At 71.2% G+C, this 15,493-nt stretch carries 14 protein-coding genes; 4 read left to right on the top strand and 10 right to left on the bottom strand.

All coding sequences use genetic code 11. The features are described from left to right. Positions 1-7 precede the first annotated feature (7 nt). Genes ACH4S8_RS27670 through ACH4S8_RS27625 form a run of 10 tightly spaced genes read right to left on the bottom strand, consistent with a single transcriptional unit; the run spans position 8 to position 10,379 of the window. Positions 8-1,507, bottom strand: coding sequence for an NADH-quinone oxidoreductase subunit N (locus ACH4S8_RS27670; protein ID WP_398398682.1), 1,500 nt, complete (start codon positions 1,505-1,507; stop codon positions 8-10). Beyond that, entirely contained in the window at positions 1,504-3,078 is a 1,575-nt protein-coding gene (locus ACH4S8_RS27665) for a NuoM family protein (protein WP_398398679.1), read from the bottom strand. The genes ACH4S8_RS27670 and ACH4S8_RS27665 overlap by 4 nt, the downstream gene beginning before the upstream one ends. 6 nt (positions 3,079-3,084) lie before the next feature. Then, positions 3,085-5,076 (bottom strand): NADH-quinone oxidoreductase subunit L, encoded by a 1,992-nt coding sequence (locus ACH4S8_RS27660; RefSeq protein ID WP_398398677.1) that lies wholly within the window; start codon positions 5,074-5,076, stop codon positions 3,085-3,087. Next, positions 5,073-5,453, bottom strand: a complete 381-nt coding sequence (gene nuoK / locus ACH4S8_RS27655; RefSeq protein WP_398398674.1) for an NADH-quinone oxidoreductase subunit NuoK — start codon at positions 5,451-5,453, stop codon at positions 5,073-5,075. The genes ACH4S8_RS27660 and nuoK overlap by 4 nt, the downstream gene beginning before the upstream one ends. Next, entirely contained in the window at positions 5,453-6,115 is a 663-nt protein-coding gene (locus ACH4S8_RS27650) for an NADH-quinone oxidoreductase subunit J (protein WP_398398672.1), read from the bottom strand. The genes nuoK and ACH4S8_RS27650 overlap by 1 nt, the downstream gene beginning before the upstream one ends. Further along, a complete protein-coding gene (locus ACH4S8_RS27645) occupies positions 6,112-6,822 on the bottom strand; it encodes a NuoI/complex I 23 kDa subunit family protein (RefSeq protein WP_398398669.1) in 711 nt (236 codons plus the stop codon). The genes ACH4S8_RS27650 and ACH4S8_RS27645 overlap by 4 nt, the downstream gene beginning before the upstream one ends. Before the next feature lie 2 nt (positions 6,823-6,824). After that, positions 6,825-7,793, bottom strand: coding sequence for an NADH-quinone oxidoreductase subunit H (locus ACH4S8_RS27640; RefSeq protein WP_398398667.1), 969 nt, complete (start codon positions 7,791-7,793; stop codon positions 6,825-6,827). Next, on the bottom strand, positions 7,790-9,319 hold the full coding sequence (locus tag ACH4S8_RS27635) for an NADH-quinone oxidoreductase subunit C (RefSeq protein WP_398398665.1): 1,530 nt from the start codon (positions 9,317-9,319) through the stop codon (positions 7,790-7,792). Before ACH4S8_RS27635 ends, ACH4S8_RS27640 begins: the two co-directional genes overlap by 4 nt. Then, a complete protein-coding gene (locus ACH4S8_RS27630; RefSeq protein WP_398398663.1) occupies positions 9,316-9,975 on the bottom strand; it encodes an NADH-quinone oxidoreductase subunit B in 660 nt (219 codons plus the stop codon). The genes ACH4S8_RS27635 and ACH4S8_RS27630 overlap by 4 nt, the downstream gene beginning before the upstream one ends. After that, positions 9,966-10,379, bottom strand: a complete 414-nt coding sequence (locus ACH4S8_RS27625) for an NADH-quinone oxidoreductase subunit A (RefSeq protein WP_095936005.1) — start codon at positions 10,377-10,379, stop codon at positions 9,966-9,968. Before ACH4S8_RS27625 ends, ACH4S8_RS27630 begins: the two co-directional genes overlap by 10 nt. 275 nt (positions 10,380-10,654) lie before the next feature. Between ACH4S8_RS27625 and ACH4S8_RS27620 the strand changes: the two genes are divergently transcribed. The 4 genes from ACH4S8_RS27620 to ACH4S8_RS27605 all read left to right on the top strand — a co-directional run. Next, complete coding sequence (locus tag ACH4S8_RS27620) at positions 10,655-11,854, top strand: sensor histidine kinase (protein ID WP_398398660.1); 1,200 nt, start codon at positions 10,655-10,657, stop codon at positions 11,852-11,854. Between the two features lie 273 nt (positions 11,855-12,127). Beyond that, positions 12,128-13,483 (top strand): sensor histidine kinase, encoded by a 1,356-nt coding sequence (locus ACH4S8_RS27615; RefSeq protein WP_398398658.1) that lies wholly within the window; start codon positions 12,128-12,130, stop codon positions 13,481-13,483. Between the two features lie 463 nt (positions 13,484-13,946). Further along, positions 13,947-14,606: a LuxR C-terminal-related transcriptional regulator gene (locus ACH4S8_RS27610; RefSeq protein WP_398398656.1), complete on the top strand. Its 660-nt coding sequence runs from the start codon at positions 13,947-13,949 to the stop codon at positions 14,604-14,606. A 235-nt stretch (positions 14,607-14,841) separates the two neighbouring features. After that, a partial coding sequence (locus ACH4S8_RS27605; protein WP_398398653.1) for a 2-oxoacid:acceptor oxidoreductase family protein occupies positions 14,842-15,493 on the top strand: 652 nt, incomplete at its 3' end.

The raw sequence follows: 15,493 nt of genomic DNA, 5'->3' as shown, positions 1-15,493 counted from the left end.
TGGTGGGTCAGAAGAGAACGGTCCCCGAGAAGCGGAGGATCAGCTGGGGCGCTCCGGACAGGACGACGCCCAGGACGGCCGTCAGGGCGATGGCCGCGGTGAGCGGGGCCGGTGCCCGGTGCGTGCCCGGCTCGCCCTCGGGAGCGCGGAAGAGCAGCGCCGTCCACTGGAGGTAGTAGAAGAGCGCGATGACCACGTTGACGGCCATGACGACGGCCAGCCAGCCGAGCCCGGCGTCGACGGCCGCGGAGAAGACGGTCACCTTGGCGAAGAGGCCGATGATGCCCGGCGGCAGACCGGCGAGGCAGAGCAGGAAGAAGCCGAGGACCAGCGCGGACAGGGGGCTCTCGGCGTACAGGCCGCGGTAGTCGCTGATGCGGTTCAGGGGGTTTCGGCGGGCCACCAGGGCGGTCACGGAGAAGGCTCCCAGGTTCACGGCGGCGTACATGAGGGCGTACGCGACGGTCGAGCCGATGGCCTTCCGGGCGTCCTCGGAGTAGGCGGCGGCCGCGATCGGGACCAGGAGGTAGCCGGCCTGGCCGACGGAGGACCAGGCGAGCAGCCGTACCGCGCTGTACGCGCGCGTGGACCGCTGCCGCAGGGCGCCGACGTTCCCGACCGTCATGGTGAGGGCCGCCAGCGCCGCCAGCGCCGGGCCCCAGACGTCCGCGTACGAGGGGAAGGCGACGACGGTGACGAGGATGAGCCCCGAGAATCCGACCGCCTTGCCGACGACCGACAGATAGGCGGCGATCGGCAGGGGCGCCCCCACGTAGGTGTCGGGCACCCAGAAGTGGAAGGGCACGGCGGCCGTCTTGAAGGCGAAGCCGACGAGGGTGAGGACGACGCCCGTCTGGGCGAGGGTGTGGAACTGCCCGTCGACGTGCTGGATCCGGTCCGCGATCCGGGTGAGGTAGAGAGTGCCTGTCGTCGCGTAGACGAAGCTGACGCCCATCAGGCTGACCGCGGTCGCGGTGACGGAGGACAGGAAGAACTTCAGGGCCGCTTCCGAGGACTTCTTGTCGCCGCGTTTGATGCCGACGAGGGCGAAGGCCGGCAGCGAGGCGACTTCGAGGGCGACGATGAGGGTCGCGAGGTCGCGGGAGGCGGGCAGGAGGGCGGCGCCGGCGGCCGAGGAGAGCAGCAGGAACCAGTACTCCCCCTCGGGGAGTTCCCTGTCGGCGTCCTTCAGGGCGGTGACCGACAGCAGGGCCACGAGGAGCGCGCCGCCGAGGACCAGGAGCTGGATGACCAGGGTGAAGCGGTCGGCCACGTAGCTGCAGGTGTCGGTGGCGCCCGTCAGGCAGAACGTGGCCCGGTCGCCGTTCCGCAGGGGAAGCAGCAGCAACGCGGACACGGCGAGGCCCGCCACGGACGTCCAGCCGAGTACGGCCTTCCTCGTCTCGCCGATGAAGAGGTCGGTGACGAGCACGACGAGTCCGACGACCGCCGCGAGGGTGGGCGGCGCGATGGCGAGCCAGTCGACGGACTGGACCAGGGAACTCATCGGGTGCCTCCTGCGAGGAGCTGCTGTACGGCCGGGTCGGTCAGGCCGAGCAGGGCCCGGGGCCACAGGCCGGCGACGACGGTGAGGGCGACGAGCGGCGTCCAGGCGGCGAACTCGTAGGTCTGGACGTCGAGGAGTTGCGGCGACTCACGGGGCGTCGCGCCCATGCAGACGCGGCGTACGACGATGAGCATGTACGCGGCGGTGAGCAGGGTGCCGAACGCGGCGATCGTCATGAACGTCAGATAGGCGGGACGGCTGAGGCCGGCGGCGGGCTCGAACGCGCCGAACATGGCCAGCATCTCACCCCAGAACCCGGCGAGGCCCGGCAGCCCGAGCGAGGCGACGGCGGCGAAGGCCAGCAGGCCGCCGAGGCGCGGTGCCTTGCCGTACAGCGCGGCGCCGGACTCCTCGGCGAGGGCGTCGAGGTCGGTGGTGCCCGTGCGGTCCTTCAGCGCTCCGACGAGGAAGAAGAGGAGGCCGGTGATGAGGCCGTGGGCGATGTTGGCGAACAGCGCGCCGTTGACGCCGGTCGCGGTCATCGTCGAGATGCCGAGCAGGACGAAGCCCATGTGGCCGACGGAGGAGTAGGCGATGAGCCGCTTGAGGTCGCCCTTCGCGCCCTGCTTGGCGAGGGCCAGACAGGCCAGGGAACCGTAGATGATTCCGACCACCGCGAAGGCGGCGAGGTAGGGGGCGAAGGTGCGGAAGCCGCCGGGTGTGATGGGCAGCAGGATCCGGACGAACCCGTACGTTCCCATCTTCAGCATGACGCCGGCCAGCAGGACCGAGCCGACGGTCGGGGCGGCGGTGTGGGCGTCGGGCAGCCAGCTGTGCAGCGGCCACATCGGCGTCTTGACCGCGAGCCCGATCCCGATCGCCAGAACGGCGGTGACCTGCACGGACGTGCTCAGCGACCGGCCGTTGTCAGTGGCGAGTGCCACCATGTCGAATGTGCCCGCCTTGATTCCGATCAGGAGCAGGCCCAGCAGCATGACGACGGAACCGAGCAGGGTGAAGAGGATGAACTTCCAGGCCGCGGCCTGGCGCTGGGCGCCTCCCCACCGTGCGATGAGGAAGTACATCGGGATGAGGACCGTCTCGAACGCGAGGAAGAACAGCAGCAGATCGAGGACGGCGAAGGTCGCGAGGGTGCCGGACTCGAGGACGAGCAGCAGGGCGACGAATGCCTTCGGGGTCGGGCCCGCGGGCATCTTGAAGTAGGAGTACAGCGCGCAGAGGAAGGTCAGCAGCGCGGTCAGGACCAGAAGGGGGAGGGAAATGCCGTCGACGCCGAGGTGGATCCGCACGTCGAGTGCGGGGATCCAGCTGATGTCCGTCGTGGCCTGCATCTTCGACGGGTGGTCGTGGTCGAAGCCGAGCGCGAGGACGATCGCGGCGATGAGGACCACGCCGGTGACGGTCACGCCGTGCCGCAGCACCGCCTGTTCGGGCGACTTCCCCTTCAGTCCCGGCGGGGCCGGAAGAAGGGCGGCGACGGCCCCGACGAGCGGTCCGACGACGATCAACGCGAGAAGAATCTGCATCACGGATTCACTGATATCGATCACGCCTGCTCACGCTCCCGTGGCGACGAGGAGGACGGCGACCACCAGGACGACGGTGCCGGCGAGCAGCGCGCTCACATAGGTCTGCACATTGCCGGTCTGCGCCCGCCGTACGGCGGTGCCGAGCCAGCGGGGTAGGGCGCCCGCGCCGCGTACGTAGGTGTCGACGACCTCGCGGTCGAGGAACCGGACGAGCGAGGCTCCGGCCTGGACCGGGCGGACGAACAGCACCGAGTACACGGCGTCGAGGTGGAAGCCGACGGCCGCGTGGCGGTGCAGCGGGCCGAGCAGCAGCCGGCCCGGGTCCGCCGGGTCGGGGGCCTGGGCGACGTTTCCGAAGACGGGTTCGTGGGCGGCGACGGCCTCGGCCTCGACGTGTCCGGCGTCGGCGTCCGGGTGGGCCGCGACCGCGCCAAGAGGGACGCGGGCCGCCAGAGCGGTGGTGTGCCGCCAGGCTCCGTAGGTGACGATCCCGCCGACCAGGGCGAGTCCTGTGCCGAGCACCGAGGTGGTGAGGACGGGCGTCAGGTCGCGGCCGTCGAACCAGTCGGGCAGCGGGCCGAACGCCAGACCGAACGCGAGCGAGGGGACGGCGAGCACCCACAGCACGGCCGTCATGGTGACCGGCTGCCGGCCGTGGTCGGGGGCCTCGGCTCCGTGACCGCGGAAGGCCAGCAGCCACAGCCGGGTCGCGTACGCGGCGGTGAGGACGGCGGTGACCAGGCCGGTGACCAGGACGATCCAGCCCGCGGCGCCGGGGGCCTGTTCGGTGTGACCGGTGGCGACGTGCTCGGCGGCGCCGAGGACGGCCTCCTTGGAGAAGAAACCGCTGAAGGGAGGGATCGCGGCGAGCGCGAGCAGCGCCACGGTCATCGTCCAGAAGGCGTCGGGAACCCGGGTGCGCAGGTCCTTCATCCGGGACATGGCGGCCAGGGAGTTGGTGCCGGTGGCGTGGATGATCACGCCGGCGGCGAGGAACAGCAGCGCCTTGAAGGCGCCGTGCGCGAGGAGGTGGAAGACGGCGGCGCCGCGGTCGCCGACGGCGAGGGCACCGGCCATGTAGCCGAGCTGACCGATCGTCGAGTAGGCGAGGACCCGCTTGATGTCGTCCTGGGCGAGTGCCGCGAGGCCCGAACCGACCATCGTGACGCCGGCCATGACGGCGAGGACGACCATCGCGGCTGCGGATGCCTGGAAGACGGGGAGGAGTCGGGCGACGAAGTAGATACCGGCGGCGACCATCGTCGCGGCGTGGATCAGCGCGGAGACGGGTGTGGGGCCCGCCATCGCGTCGGGCAGCCAGGTGTGGAGCGGGAACAGCGCCGACTTGCCCGCCACGCCCGCGAGGAGCAGCAGGGCGACAAGGGTCGGGTGGTGCAGCCCGCCGCTCGCCACGGTGCCGAGGACCGTGGTGATCCGGAAGGAGCCGGCGTCGGTGGCCAGCGCGAACAGACCGATGAGGAAGGGGACGTCGCCGAGCTTGGTGACCAGGAATGCCTTGAGGGAGGCGGCGCGGGCCTCCGGGGTCTCCCAGTAGTGGCCGACCAGGAAGTACGAGCAGATGCCCATGATCTCCCAGCCGACCAGGAGCACCATCAGGTCGCTGGAGTAGACGACGACCAGCATCGCGGAGGTGAACAGGGAGACGAGCGCGGCGTACGAGGGGTAGCGCGGGTCGTCGTGCAGGTAGCCCGTCGAGTAGATCTGCACACAGGTCGCGACGACGCCGACGAGGACGGCGACGAGGGCGGCGAAGCCGTCGATGTGCAGGCCCAGTTCGATGGGGACCGAGCCGGTCGGGGTGAGTTCGGTGTGCGAGTTGATGGCCAGGCCGCCGCCCTGGTCGACCGCGACCGTCACGGCGAGGGCGAGCGAGGCGAGGACGGGCAGGACCGCGAGCGGGCGGACGAGGCCCGGGGCCGTGCGGCCGAGGAGGAGTCCGGCGACGGCACCGAGGAACGGAAGGAGGGGGACGAGGACGGCGAGGGTGGTCGTGGTCACGCGGTGGCCTCAGCCTTCTCGGCCGCGGGGGCGTCGCTGTCGGGGCCGTCCGGGCCGTGGCCCTCGGCGGTGTCGCGGAGCTTGTCGATGTCCGAGGTGCCGCGGTTGCGGTACACGGCGAGGACGATCGCCAGGCCGATGCCGATCTCGGCGGCGGCGATGGCGATGGTGAACAGGGTCAGGGCCTGGCCGGAGTGCAGCGTGTCGAGGGCGGCCCTGGAGAGCCAGACGTCGAAGGCGACGAGGTTCAGGTTGACGGCGTTGAGCATCAGCTCGACCGACATCAGGACCAGGATCGCGTTGCGGCGCGCCAGGACCCCGTACAGGCCCGTGCAGAACAGGAGGGCGGCGAGCACGGCGGGATAGGCGAGGTGCATCAGCGGACACCTTCCTTGTCCTGCTTGCCGTCACGGCTTCCGGGGACACGCGGGGTGGTGGCCGGGGTGGCCGCCGCGGCGGTGTCCGCCTTCGCCTTGCGGGAGAGGACGATCGCGCCGACCAGGGCGGCGAGGAGGAGGACGGAGAGCGCTTCGAAGGGAAGGACCCAGTTCTGGAAGAGGCTCGCTCCGGTCACCTCGGTGGAGCCGGCGGCGGCACCGTCCAGATCGACCCAGGTCGTACGGAACGCGTCGACGACGACCCAGACCAGGGCACCGGCCGAGGCGACGGCCACGGTCAGGGCCGCCCAGCGATTGCCGGAGTCGGCGTCCGGGGAGCGGCCGATCGGGGCCCTGGTGAGCATCAGACCGAACAGAAGGAGGACGACGACGGAACCGACGTAGATGAGGACCTGTACCCAGGCGATGAACTCGGCCGTCAGCAGGAGGTATTCGACGGCGAGGCCACCGAGGGCGACCACCAGCCACAGGGCGGCGTGCACCAGCTGCTTGGTGGTGACGGTGACGAGCGCGGCGCCGAACGTGAGCAGGCCGACGAGGAGGAAGGCGATCTCGACGCCGGTCGGGGAGAGGAAGCCGTGGTGCTCGGCGGTGACGGTGGCCGCGTGGGCCGCCGTGGCCGTGGCTGCTGCGAAGGTCACGACTGTCCCTCCTGCGGGCCGGAGGGGGGTGTGACCGGAGGCTCCGGCCGCCGGGCGTCTTCGGGCTTCGTTGCCTGCGTCGGCTGCGTCGGCTGCGTCGGCTCAGCCGCCGGGGCCGACTCTTCGGCCTGGGCCGCCTGAGCCGCCTGGGCTGCCTGGGCCGCTCGTTCGGCCTCGGCTGCCTGTTCGGCCGCGAGTTTGTCGGCGGTCTTGCGGGCGGCCGCGATCTCCTTGGGCTCCTCGGCGCCGGGGTCGAGGGCGGGCGGGGCCGGGACGGTCCACATCCACTCGCGGAGCTTGTCGCGTTCGTGGGTGAGTTCGTGGATGTCGGTCTCCGCGTACTCGAACTCCGGAGTCCAGAACAGGGCGTCGAAAGGACAGACCTCGATGCAGATACCGCAGTACATGCACAGCGAGAAGTCGATGGCGAAGCGGTCGAGGACGTTGCGGCTGCGCTCACGGCCGCCCGGGGCGGCGGGCGGGACCGTCTCCTTGTGGGAGTCGATGTAGATGCACCAGTCCGGGCACTCGCGGGCGCACAGCATGCAGACCGTGCAGTTCTCCTCGAAGAGGGCGATGACTCCACGGGTGCGGGGCGGGAGTTCGGGCTGGACGTCCGGGTACTGCGCGGTGACGGTCTTCTTCGTCATCGTGCGGAGGGTGACGGCCAGGCCCTTGGCGAGGCCGGAGCCAGGAATGGGGGCCATGGTTACGCGATCACCACCTTGACGATGCCGGTGAGGGCGATCTGGGCGAGGGACAGGGGGACGAGGAGGGTCCAGGAGAGTTTCTGGAGCTGGTCCTCGCGCAGGCGGGGGTAGGTGACGCGGAGCCAGATGACGACGAAGGCGAGGATCGCGGCCTTCAGGAGGGTCCAGACCCAGCCGAGGCCGTCGGCGCCCCAGGGGCCGTGCCAGCCGCCCAGGAAGAGGACGGTGGTCAGACCGCACAGGACGACGATTCCGGCGTACTCGGCGAGCAGGAACAGGGCGAAACGCAGGCCGGTGTACTCGGTGTACGCGCCGAAGATGATCTCGGAGTCGGCGACGGGCATGTCGAAGGGGGGCCGTTGGAGTTCGGCGAGGCCGGCGACGAAGAACACGATCGCGCCGACAATCTGCCAGGGCAGCCACCACCACCGGAAGGCGTCCACGATGCCGGGGAGCGAGACCGTGCCCGCCGCCATCGCGACCGAGGCCGCGGTCAGGAGCATCGGGAGCTCGTACGCGAGGAGCTGGGCGGCGGTGCGCAGGCCGCCGAGGAGGGAGAACTTGTTGGCCGACGCCCAGCCCGCCATGAGCGAGCCGAGGACGCCCACGCCCATGACGGCGAGGACGAAGAAGATTCCCGCGTCGACGACCTGGCCGACCGCGCCCTCGCCCGGGCCGATCGGGATGGCGAGGAGGACCAGGAGATACGGGAGGAGGGCCACCGCGGGGGCGAGCTGGAAGATACGCCGGTCCGCGCCCGCGGGGACGATGTCCTCCTTCTGCGCGAACTTCACGCCGTCCGCGACGAGCTGGGCCCAGCCGTGGAAGCCGCCCGCGTACATCGGGCCGAGGCGGCCCTGCATGTGGGCCATCACCTTGTGCTCGGTCTGGCCGACGATCAGGGGGAACGTCAGGAACACGACGAAGACGACGAGGAGGCGGAGGGCGACGTCGAGAGCGTCGTTCACTGCGTACCTCCGGAGGGGTCGTCGGGGCTGGGTTCGGAGTTCGCACCCGGAGCGGGCGAGGACTCCGGCCGGGGTTCGGGGCCGGGTTCAGGTTCGGGCGCGGGCGCGGCCGCGGGCCGGGGCTCAGCCTTCGCCTGCGGCTCGGGCTTCGGCTCAGGCTTCGGCTCGGGCTCGGGCCCAGACTTCGGCTCGGGTTTCGACTTCGGCTCAGAAGTCGGGGCGAGCCCGGCCTCGGGCTGATGCTTCGCCTCGGAGGTCGGGGCGGGCCCGGCCTGGGGCTCCGGCGCGGGGGTCGGCTCGGGCTTCTGTGCCCGCTCCGGCTTCGGTTCCGAGTCGTCGAACGCGGGCTTCGGCTGATGCCACGGCGCGTCCGAACTGCGCGGTGCGGCGGGCCTTCTGGCGGGCCTCGTCGCCGGGGCGGGCTCTGCTGCCCGCGAGGCACTCGCCGGAGCGGTCGGCCCGGAGGAAGCCGCCGGTTCCGTCGCGGCCGTCGGCTCGTTCGGAACAGCTGCTTCCGGCAGAGCCTTCGGTTCCGGGGCAGCCGTCGGTGTCGGCGCAGTCTGCGGTTCCGGCGCAGCCGTCGGTGTCGGTGTGGCCGTCGGCTCGTTCCCGGGCGCCGCCGGTGGGGCGGGCGGCTGCTGGGTTCGTTGGCTGGCTGAGCCCTGGCTCGCGCTGCGGGATCGGCGTGCGGGGCGAGCGGCCTCGGCACCGGAGGCGGTACCCGCCGCGACGGACCCCGCGGCTGCTCCCGTAGCACCCGCTCCCGCTCCTGCGGCTGCGGCTGCGGCTGCGGCTGCGGCTGCGGCTGCGGACGCGGACGCGGACGCCGTGCCGCCGGCGTCGGCGGGGGCGGCGGGTGTCTGACTGGCCGAGCCCTCCCCCGCCGTACGGGCCCTGCGGACCGGGCGGTCACCGGCGGGGCGGGCCGCACCACGGGCCGGGCGGGCCGGAGCGGGGGGAAGCTGGCCCTTGAGCGGGCCCCACTCGTTGGGGTCGGGGACGCCGGGCGGCAGCATCTGGCGGCGTTTGGGGCCACCGTGCTCGGACTCGCCGGGTTCCTTCGCGCCGGGCCAGGCCTTGGCCACGCGGGCGGCCAGGACGAAGTCCTTGCGGAGGGGGTGGCCCTCGAAGCCCTCCGGGAGCAGCAGGGGGTCGAGGCCGGGGTGGCCCTCGAACGTCACCCCGAACATCTCGTGGGTCTCGCGCTCGTGCCAGGCGGCTCCCGCGTAGACGGAGACCGCCGACGGCAGGACCGGGACCGGGTGCGGGACGGTCGTACGGACGAGGAGGCGGCGCAGCGGGGACAGGGCGACGACATGGGCCGAGACGAGGAAGCCCGTACCGGGTTCGTCGACGGCGCTCAGCCAGTCGAAGTAGGTGCAGCCCAGGGTGGAGCGGGCCGTCTCCAGGGCCGCGATCCAGGAAGCCGGCGGCACGTCGACCGTCAGGACCTCGTAGGACTCCTCGGCCGTGGCGTCGGGGCCGAAGAGTTCCTCGGCGGGGCCGGGAAGCCAGCCGACGGTCATCGCTCCTCCTCACCGGGGGCGGTGGCAGCCGTGTCCGGAACGCTCGGGGCCGACGGGGCCGGCGGCTTCACCAGGCCGCTCTGGAGTGCGGCGGCCGACGGGCGCGGCGCGTCGGTGCCGTAGCGCTCCCCCAGGGATTCCCGGGCGATCTTCTCCTGGAGCTTGAGGATGCCCTGGAGCAGGGCCTCGGGGCGGGGCGGGCACCCGGGCACGTAGACGTCGACGGGGATGATCTGGTCGACGCCCTTGGTGACGGAGTAGGAGTCCCAGTAGGGGCCGCCGCAGTTGGAGCAGGCGCCGAAGGAGATGACGTACTTCGGCTCGGGCATCTGCTCGTACAGGCGCTTGACCGCGGGCGCCATCTTGTCCGTGACCGTGCCCGACACCACCATCAGGTCGGCCTGGCGCGGTCCCGGCGCGAACGGGATCACGCCGAGGCGGATGAAGTCGTGGCGGGCCATCGACGCGGCGATGAACTCGATCGCGCAGCAGGCGAGGCCGAAGTTGAAGACCCAGAGCGAGTAGCGGCGGCCCCAGTTCAGGACCACCTTCATGGGCTCGGGCGCGAGGCGGGCGAGCACGCCGAGCCGCTTCGGCTCGGGCAGCGGTACCGGCGCCGGCACGGGCTGCTCCTGGGCGGAGGGGGTCACGTCCATGTCAGGACGCCCTTCTTGTATGCGTACAGCAGGCCCACGGCCAGGAAGCCGAGGAAGATGAACATCTCGACGAGCGTCGCCGCGCCGTAGCCGGGAGCGGCGAAGACCGTGGCCCAGGGGAAGAGGAAGATCGAGTCGACGGCGAAGATGACGTAGAGGAAGGCGTAGACGTAGTAGCGGACCTGGGTGTGGGCCCAGCCCTCGCCGACGGGGTCGACGCCGCACTCGTACGTCAGGAGTTTCTCGGGGGTCGGGACCACGGGCCGCAGCAGGCGGCCCGCCCCGAAGGCCACGGCGACGAACAGCACGCCCACGACGGCGAGCAGTCCGACGACCGAGTAGGACTGGAAGTAGTCCGCCGCGACGACGGCCCCGGTCGCCGTGACAACGGTCGGTTCCGGCACGTCAGCCCCTCACTCCCTGACCTCGTTGCGCCCTGTCGTACGCCGTCGCGCACTCTGTGATGCGCCATGTTCGACGATCTGTACGGACGGGAGTCTAGGGCCTGCTAAAGAGAGCGTAAGCAGCCCGTCACGCCCCGACCATCCCTCGGCCCTCGATGACGTGTTCACGTCTCACGGTGTGAAACACGTCTTTTCCTGGGGGTGGGGTTATCCCCAGTGCATCGCGGCGGCCCACCTCATGGCGCGGCGGCGCGCCGCCGGGCAGGCTAGCGGATATGACCGAACGCATTCCGCCCGCCGGTCCGTCGGACGACCCGTCCGACGGCGACCGGCCGCCCGCCGTACGTCTCGCGCTGGACCCGGTGACCTGGAAGGAGATCTCCCATCTCCTGGTGAACCTGCCGGCCTCGATCGTCGGGTTCGTGTACGTGGTGACGATGCTCGCCACGGGTGCGGGGCTCGCCGTCACCGTCGTCGGACTGCCGCTGCTCGCGGCCGGGCTGCGGGGTTCGCGGCAGTTGGGCAAGCTGGAGCGGGCGCGGGCGCGGCGGCTGCTGGGGCTGCGGATCGACGAGCCGAGCCCGTTGCCGGTGCGCCGGACCGGCTTCTTCGGCTGGCTGTGGTCGAGCCTGAAGGACCCGGTGGGCTGGCGGGCGGTGCTGTACGACCTGATACGGCTGCCCTGGGGCATCGCCACCTTCACGATCACGCTCGTGTCGCTGTTCGTGCTGTGGCCGGTGCTGCCGTTCATCGCGCGCGGGCTGACGAACGTGGACCGGGCGATGGTGCGCGGGCTGCTGTCGCCGTCCGACGAGCTGGAGCGGCGCATCGCCGAACTGGAGTCGGACCGCGGGGTGGTGGTCGACACGGCCGCCGCCGACCTGCGCCGTATCGAGCGCGATCTGCACGACGGGGCGCAGGCCCGGCTCGTCAACCTCGCGATGGGGCTCGGCCTGGCGAAGGAGAAGCTCCTGGAGGACCCCGACGCCGCGGCGTCGATGGTCGACGAGGCGCACGGCGAGGTGAAGCTCGCCCTCCAGGAACTGCGTGACCTGGCCCGCGGGATCCATCCGGCGGTCCTCACCGACCGGGGTCTGGACGCCGCCCTGTCCTCGATCGCCTCGCGGTGCACCGTGCCCGTGAAGGTGACCTCCGAACTGGAGACGCGGCCGGCCGCCGCCATCGAGGGCATCGCGTACTTCACCGTCTCCGAACTGCTCCAGAACATCAGCAAGCACAGCGGGGCGAGGTCCGCGTCGGTCGACGTCTGGCGGACGGACGATCGTCTGCTCATCCAGGTCAGGGACGACGGCCGCGGCGGGGCCGGCGTCGACGGCGGTACGGGCATGGCGGGGCTCGCGGACCGGCTCGGCGCGGTGGACGGGCTGTTCGTCGTCGATTCACCGGTGGGCGGCCCGACGGTCATCACGGCCGAACTGCCGTGGCGGGACCGCCAGAACGAGCCGGCACGGTAACCGTCGGAACGAGCCCGCGCGGTCACCGTCGGAACGAGCCCGCGGTTCACTCGATGGAGGTCTCCGGCCGGAGTGGTTCCGAGAACGCCTCCCGATGGCCGGACCCCCGGCCGGCGGACCTCCCGGGCTCGTCGAGGTAGGGAAAACCCCCCGTTCAAGACGCCGATCCGCTCCATGTCCGGCGGGCGTCCCGGACGGCAGGCTTGAGGAAGCAGCCGACGCGCGGGACACGGGTCGAGGCGCAGGACGAGACCAGAGAAACGGACGGACCCCATGGCCACGGAGTACGGACACGGATACGGGCACCGCGGCGGGTCCGGATTCGACGAGGCGGGCACCGGCGGACGGCGGCACCGTCTTCCGGCCCCGCTGCGGGCGCCGTTCGAGGCCCGCAGCTGGCGCGAGTTCGGCTACGTGATGCTGGGTCTGCCTCTCGGGATCCTCATGTTCACGTTCGCCGTCACGATGGTCTCGCTCGGCATGGGCCTGCTGATCACCTTCCTCGGTGTTCCGGTGCTCGCCGCGGCCCTGGCCGGCTGCCGGGGCCTCGGCTCGCTGGAGCGGGCGCGGGCGCGCGGACTGCTCGGTGTCGAGGTGGCCGAGCCCGAGCCGCTCAGGGCGAAGAAGCACGGGGCGATGGCGTGGATGGGCGCCGTGCTCAAGAGCGGCACGTCGTGGCGGCACCTGCTGTACGCGGTGATCCAGTTCCCGTGGTCGGTGTTCTCCTTCGTCGTGGCGCTGAACTTCTGGGTGTACGGGTGGGCGCTGCTGACGTATCCGCTGTGGTTCTGGGCCTTCCCGATGTACGGCGGTCAGGACGGTCTCCAGCTGTACGGCGACAGCACGCACGCGATCTACCTGGACAACCCGTTCGAGATCACGGTGACCGCGCTGGTGGGTCTGCTCTTCACCATGGCGACCCCGTGGATCGTGCGGGCGCTGACGACCGTGGACCGGCTGATGGTGCACGGACTGCTCGGCCCCTCGCGGCTGGCCACGCGCGTGGTGGAGCTGGAGTCCGACCGGGGGGTCGTGGTCGACACGGCCGCCGCCGATCTGCGCCGTATCGAGCGCGATCTGCACGACGGGGCGCAGGCCCGGCTCGTCGCTCTGGCGATGGACCTGGGGCTCGCCAAGGAGAAACTGGCCGAGGACCCCGAGGCCGCGGCGCGGATGGTGGACGAGGCGCACGGCGAGGTCAAGACGGCGCTGCAGGAACTGCGGGATCTCGCGCGCGGCATCCATCCGGCGGTGCTGACCGACCGCGGGCTCGACGCCGCGCTGTCCGCGGTGGCCTCGCGGTGCACGGTGCCGGTGCAGGTGGACGTGGATCTGGCGGCGCGGCCGGCGCCCGCGATCGAGGGGATCGCCTACTTCACCGTCTCCGAACTCCTGCAGAACGTCAGCAAGCACTCCCGGGCGACGCGGGCCACCGTGGATGTGTGGCGGGTGGAGAACCGGCTGATGATCCAGGTCGGCGACAACGGAGTCGGCGGAGCCGGTGTCACCGGGGGGTCGGGCCTGGCGGGGCTCACGGAGCGGCTCGACGCGGTGGACGGGATCCTGGTGGTGGACTCGCCCCCGGCCGGTCCCACCCGCATCACGGCGGAGCTGCCCTGGCGGGGCTGAGACACCTGCGCATACGGCGGGTACCCCGGGTGCACCCCACCGGGGTACCCGCCGTATGCGTACCCCTGCGGGGGTGGCGAAGGGCGGAGCCGGGACCGGCGGCCCGCCGGACGCGCCCCGCGGGGGCGGCAGGCGGAAACCGGGGCCGGCGCCCTTGCGGTACGCCCCGCGCCGAGCCGGTCCCGCGCGGAGACCGGAACCGGGCGGCACGTCCCCGCCGCCGAGCCGGAACCGGGCGGCACGCCCCTACCGCCGGCCCGGCCCCCGCCCGGGCCGGGGCGCCGGGCTCAAGGCACCAGGATCCTTCCCGGCGCCCTTCACGGGCCCCTCTTCACGCCGCTCGGGCGCGTCCCGATCCGAATGCTGGAATGCTGGGGTCTGTCGTACGAGCGGGCACGAACCCGGTGGAGCCGGGGGCGGCCGGGGGCGGGCTCTGGGGGGCCGAGGAATCGTGGAGGACAGGGTGCGGGTAGTCATCGCCGAGGATTCAGTGCTGCTCAGGGAGGGCCTGACCCGGTTGCTGACCGACCGCGGACATGATGTCGTGGCAGGGGTCGGTGACGGCGACGCGCTGATCAAGACCATCACCGAGTTCGCGGCGCAGGACGCGCTGCCGGACGTCGTCGTCGCGGACGTACGGATGCCGCCGACGCACACCGACGAAGGCGTGCGGGCGGCCGTGCAACTGCGCAAGTCCCATCCGGGACTCGGTGTGCTCGTACTGTCACAGTACGTGGAGGAGCGGTACGCCACCGAACTGCTGGCCGGTTCGAGCCGCGGCGTCGGCTACCTGCTCAAGGACCGGGTCGCCGAGGTGCGCGAGTTCGTGGACGCCGTGGTGCGGGTGGCCCAGGGGGGTACCGCGCTCGACCCGGAGGTCGTGGCGCAGCTGCTGGGCCGCAGCCGCAAGCAGGACGTGCTGGCCGGACTGACACCGAGGGAACGCGAGGTTCTCGGGCTCATGGCCGAGGGCCGGACGAACTCCGCCGTCGCCCGGCAGCTGGTGGTCAGCGACGGCGCCGTCGAGAAGCACGTCAGCAACATCTTCCAGAAGCTCGGCCTGTCACAAAGTGACGGGGATCACCGGCGTGTTCTGGCCGTCCTCACATACCTGAACTCATGAAGAACTGACAGTCTGTCAGCTGTCGAGCGGAACCAAAGGACGGGCGGGGAACGTCGTTCAAGGAAGAGGCCGGGGGCGGAAAAATCGTGACACATCATGATGTCAGATCGTCTCAAAACGGTGTCCACCATGCGAATGGCCTAAGGAAGGCGACCCTTACCGACGTAGGGTTGGAAAAGGAAGGGTCTGCGGGAAGGCCACTCCCGGACAGCCGCCTCAAAGGAGGTCCAGTTCAGTGACGAGCAAGGTCAGCAGCCCAGCGGAACAGGCCGACGAAGCCGTCGTAGGAGAACAGCGCAAACCGCCGGGGGCGAAGGACGTCCGCCGGCTCGACCGGGTCATCATCCGGTTCGCGGGGGACTCCGGTGACGGCATGCAGCTCACCGGCGACCGCTTCACATCCGAGACGGCCTCCTTCGGCAACGACCTCTCGACCCTGCCGAACTTCCCTGCCGAGATCCGCGCGCCCGCAGGCACACTGCCGGGCGTTTCGTCGTTTCAACTGCACTTCGCCGACCACGACATCCTCACACCGGGCGACGCGCCCAACGTCCTGGTGGCCATGAACCCGGCGGCCCTCAGGGCGAACATCGCCGACGTGCCGCGCGGCGCCGAGATCATCGTCAACACGGACGAGTTCACCAAACGGGCGATGCAGAAGGTCGGCTATGCCGCCAGCCCGCTGGAGGACGGCTCACTGGACGGTTACAACGTCCATCCCGTCCCGCTCACGACGATGACCGTCGAGGCGCTGAAGGACTTCGAGCTCTCCCGTAAAGAAGCCGAGCGCTCCAAGAACATGTTCGCGCTGGGCCTGTTGTCGTGGATGTACCACCGGCCGACCGAGGGAACCGAGAAGTTCCTGCGGACCAAGTTCGCCAAGAAGC

The sequence above is a fragment of the Streptomyces sp. NPDC021080 genome, assembly GCF_044333225.1.
Taxonomy (GTDB): domain Bacteria; phylum Actinomycetota; class Actinomycetes; order Streptomycetales; family Streptomycetaceae; genus Streptomyces.
This window is presented reverse-complemented; position numbering and strand designations above follow the sequence as displayed.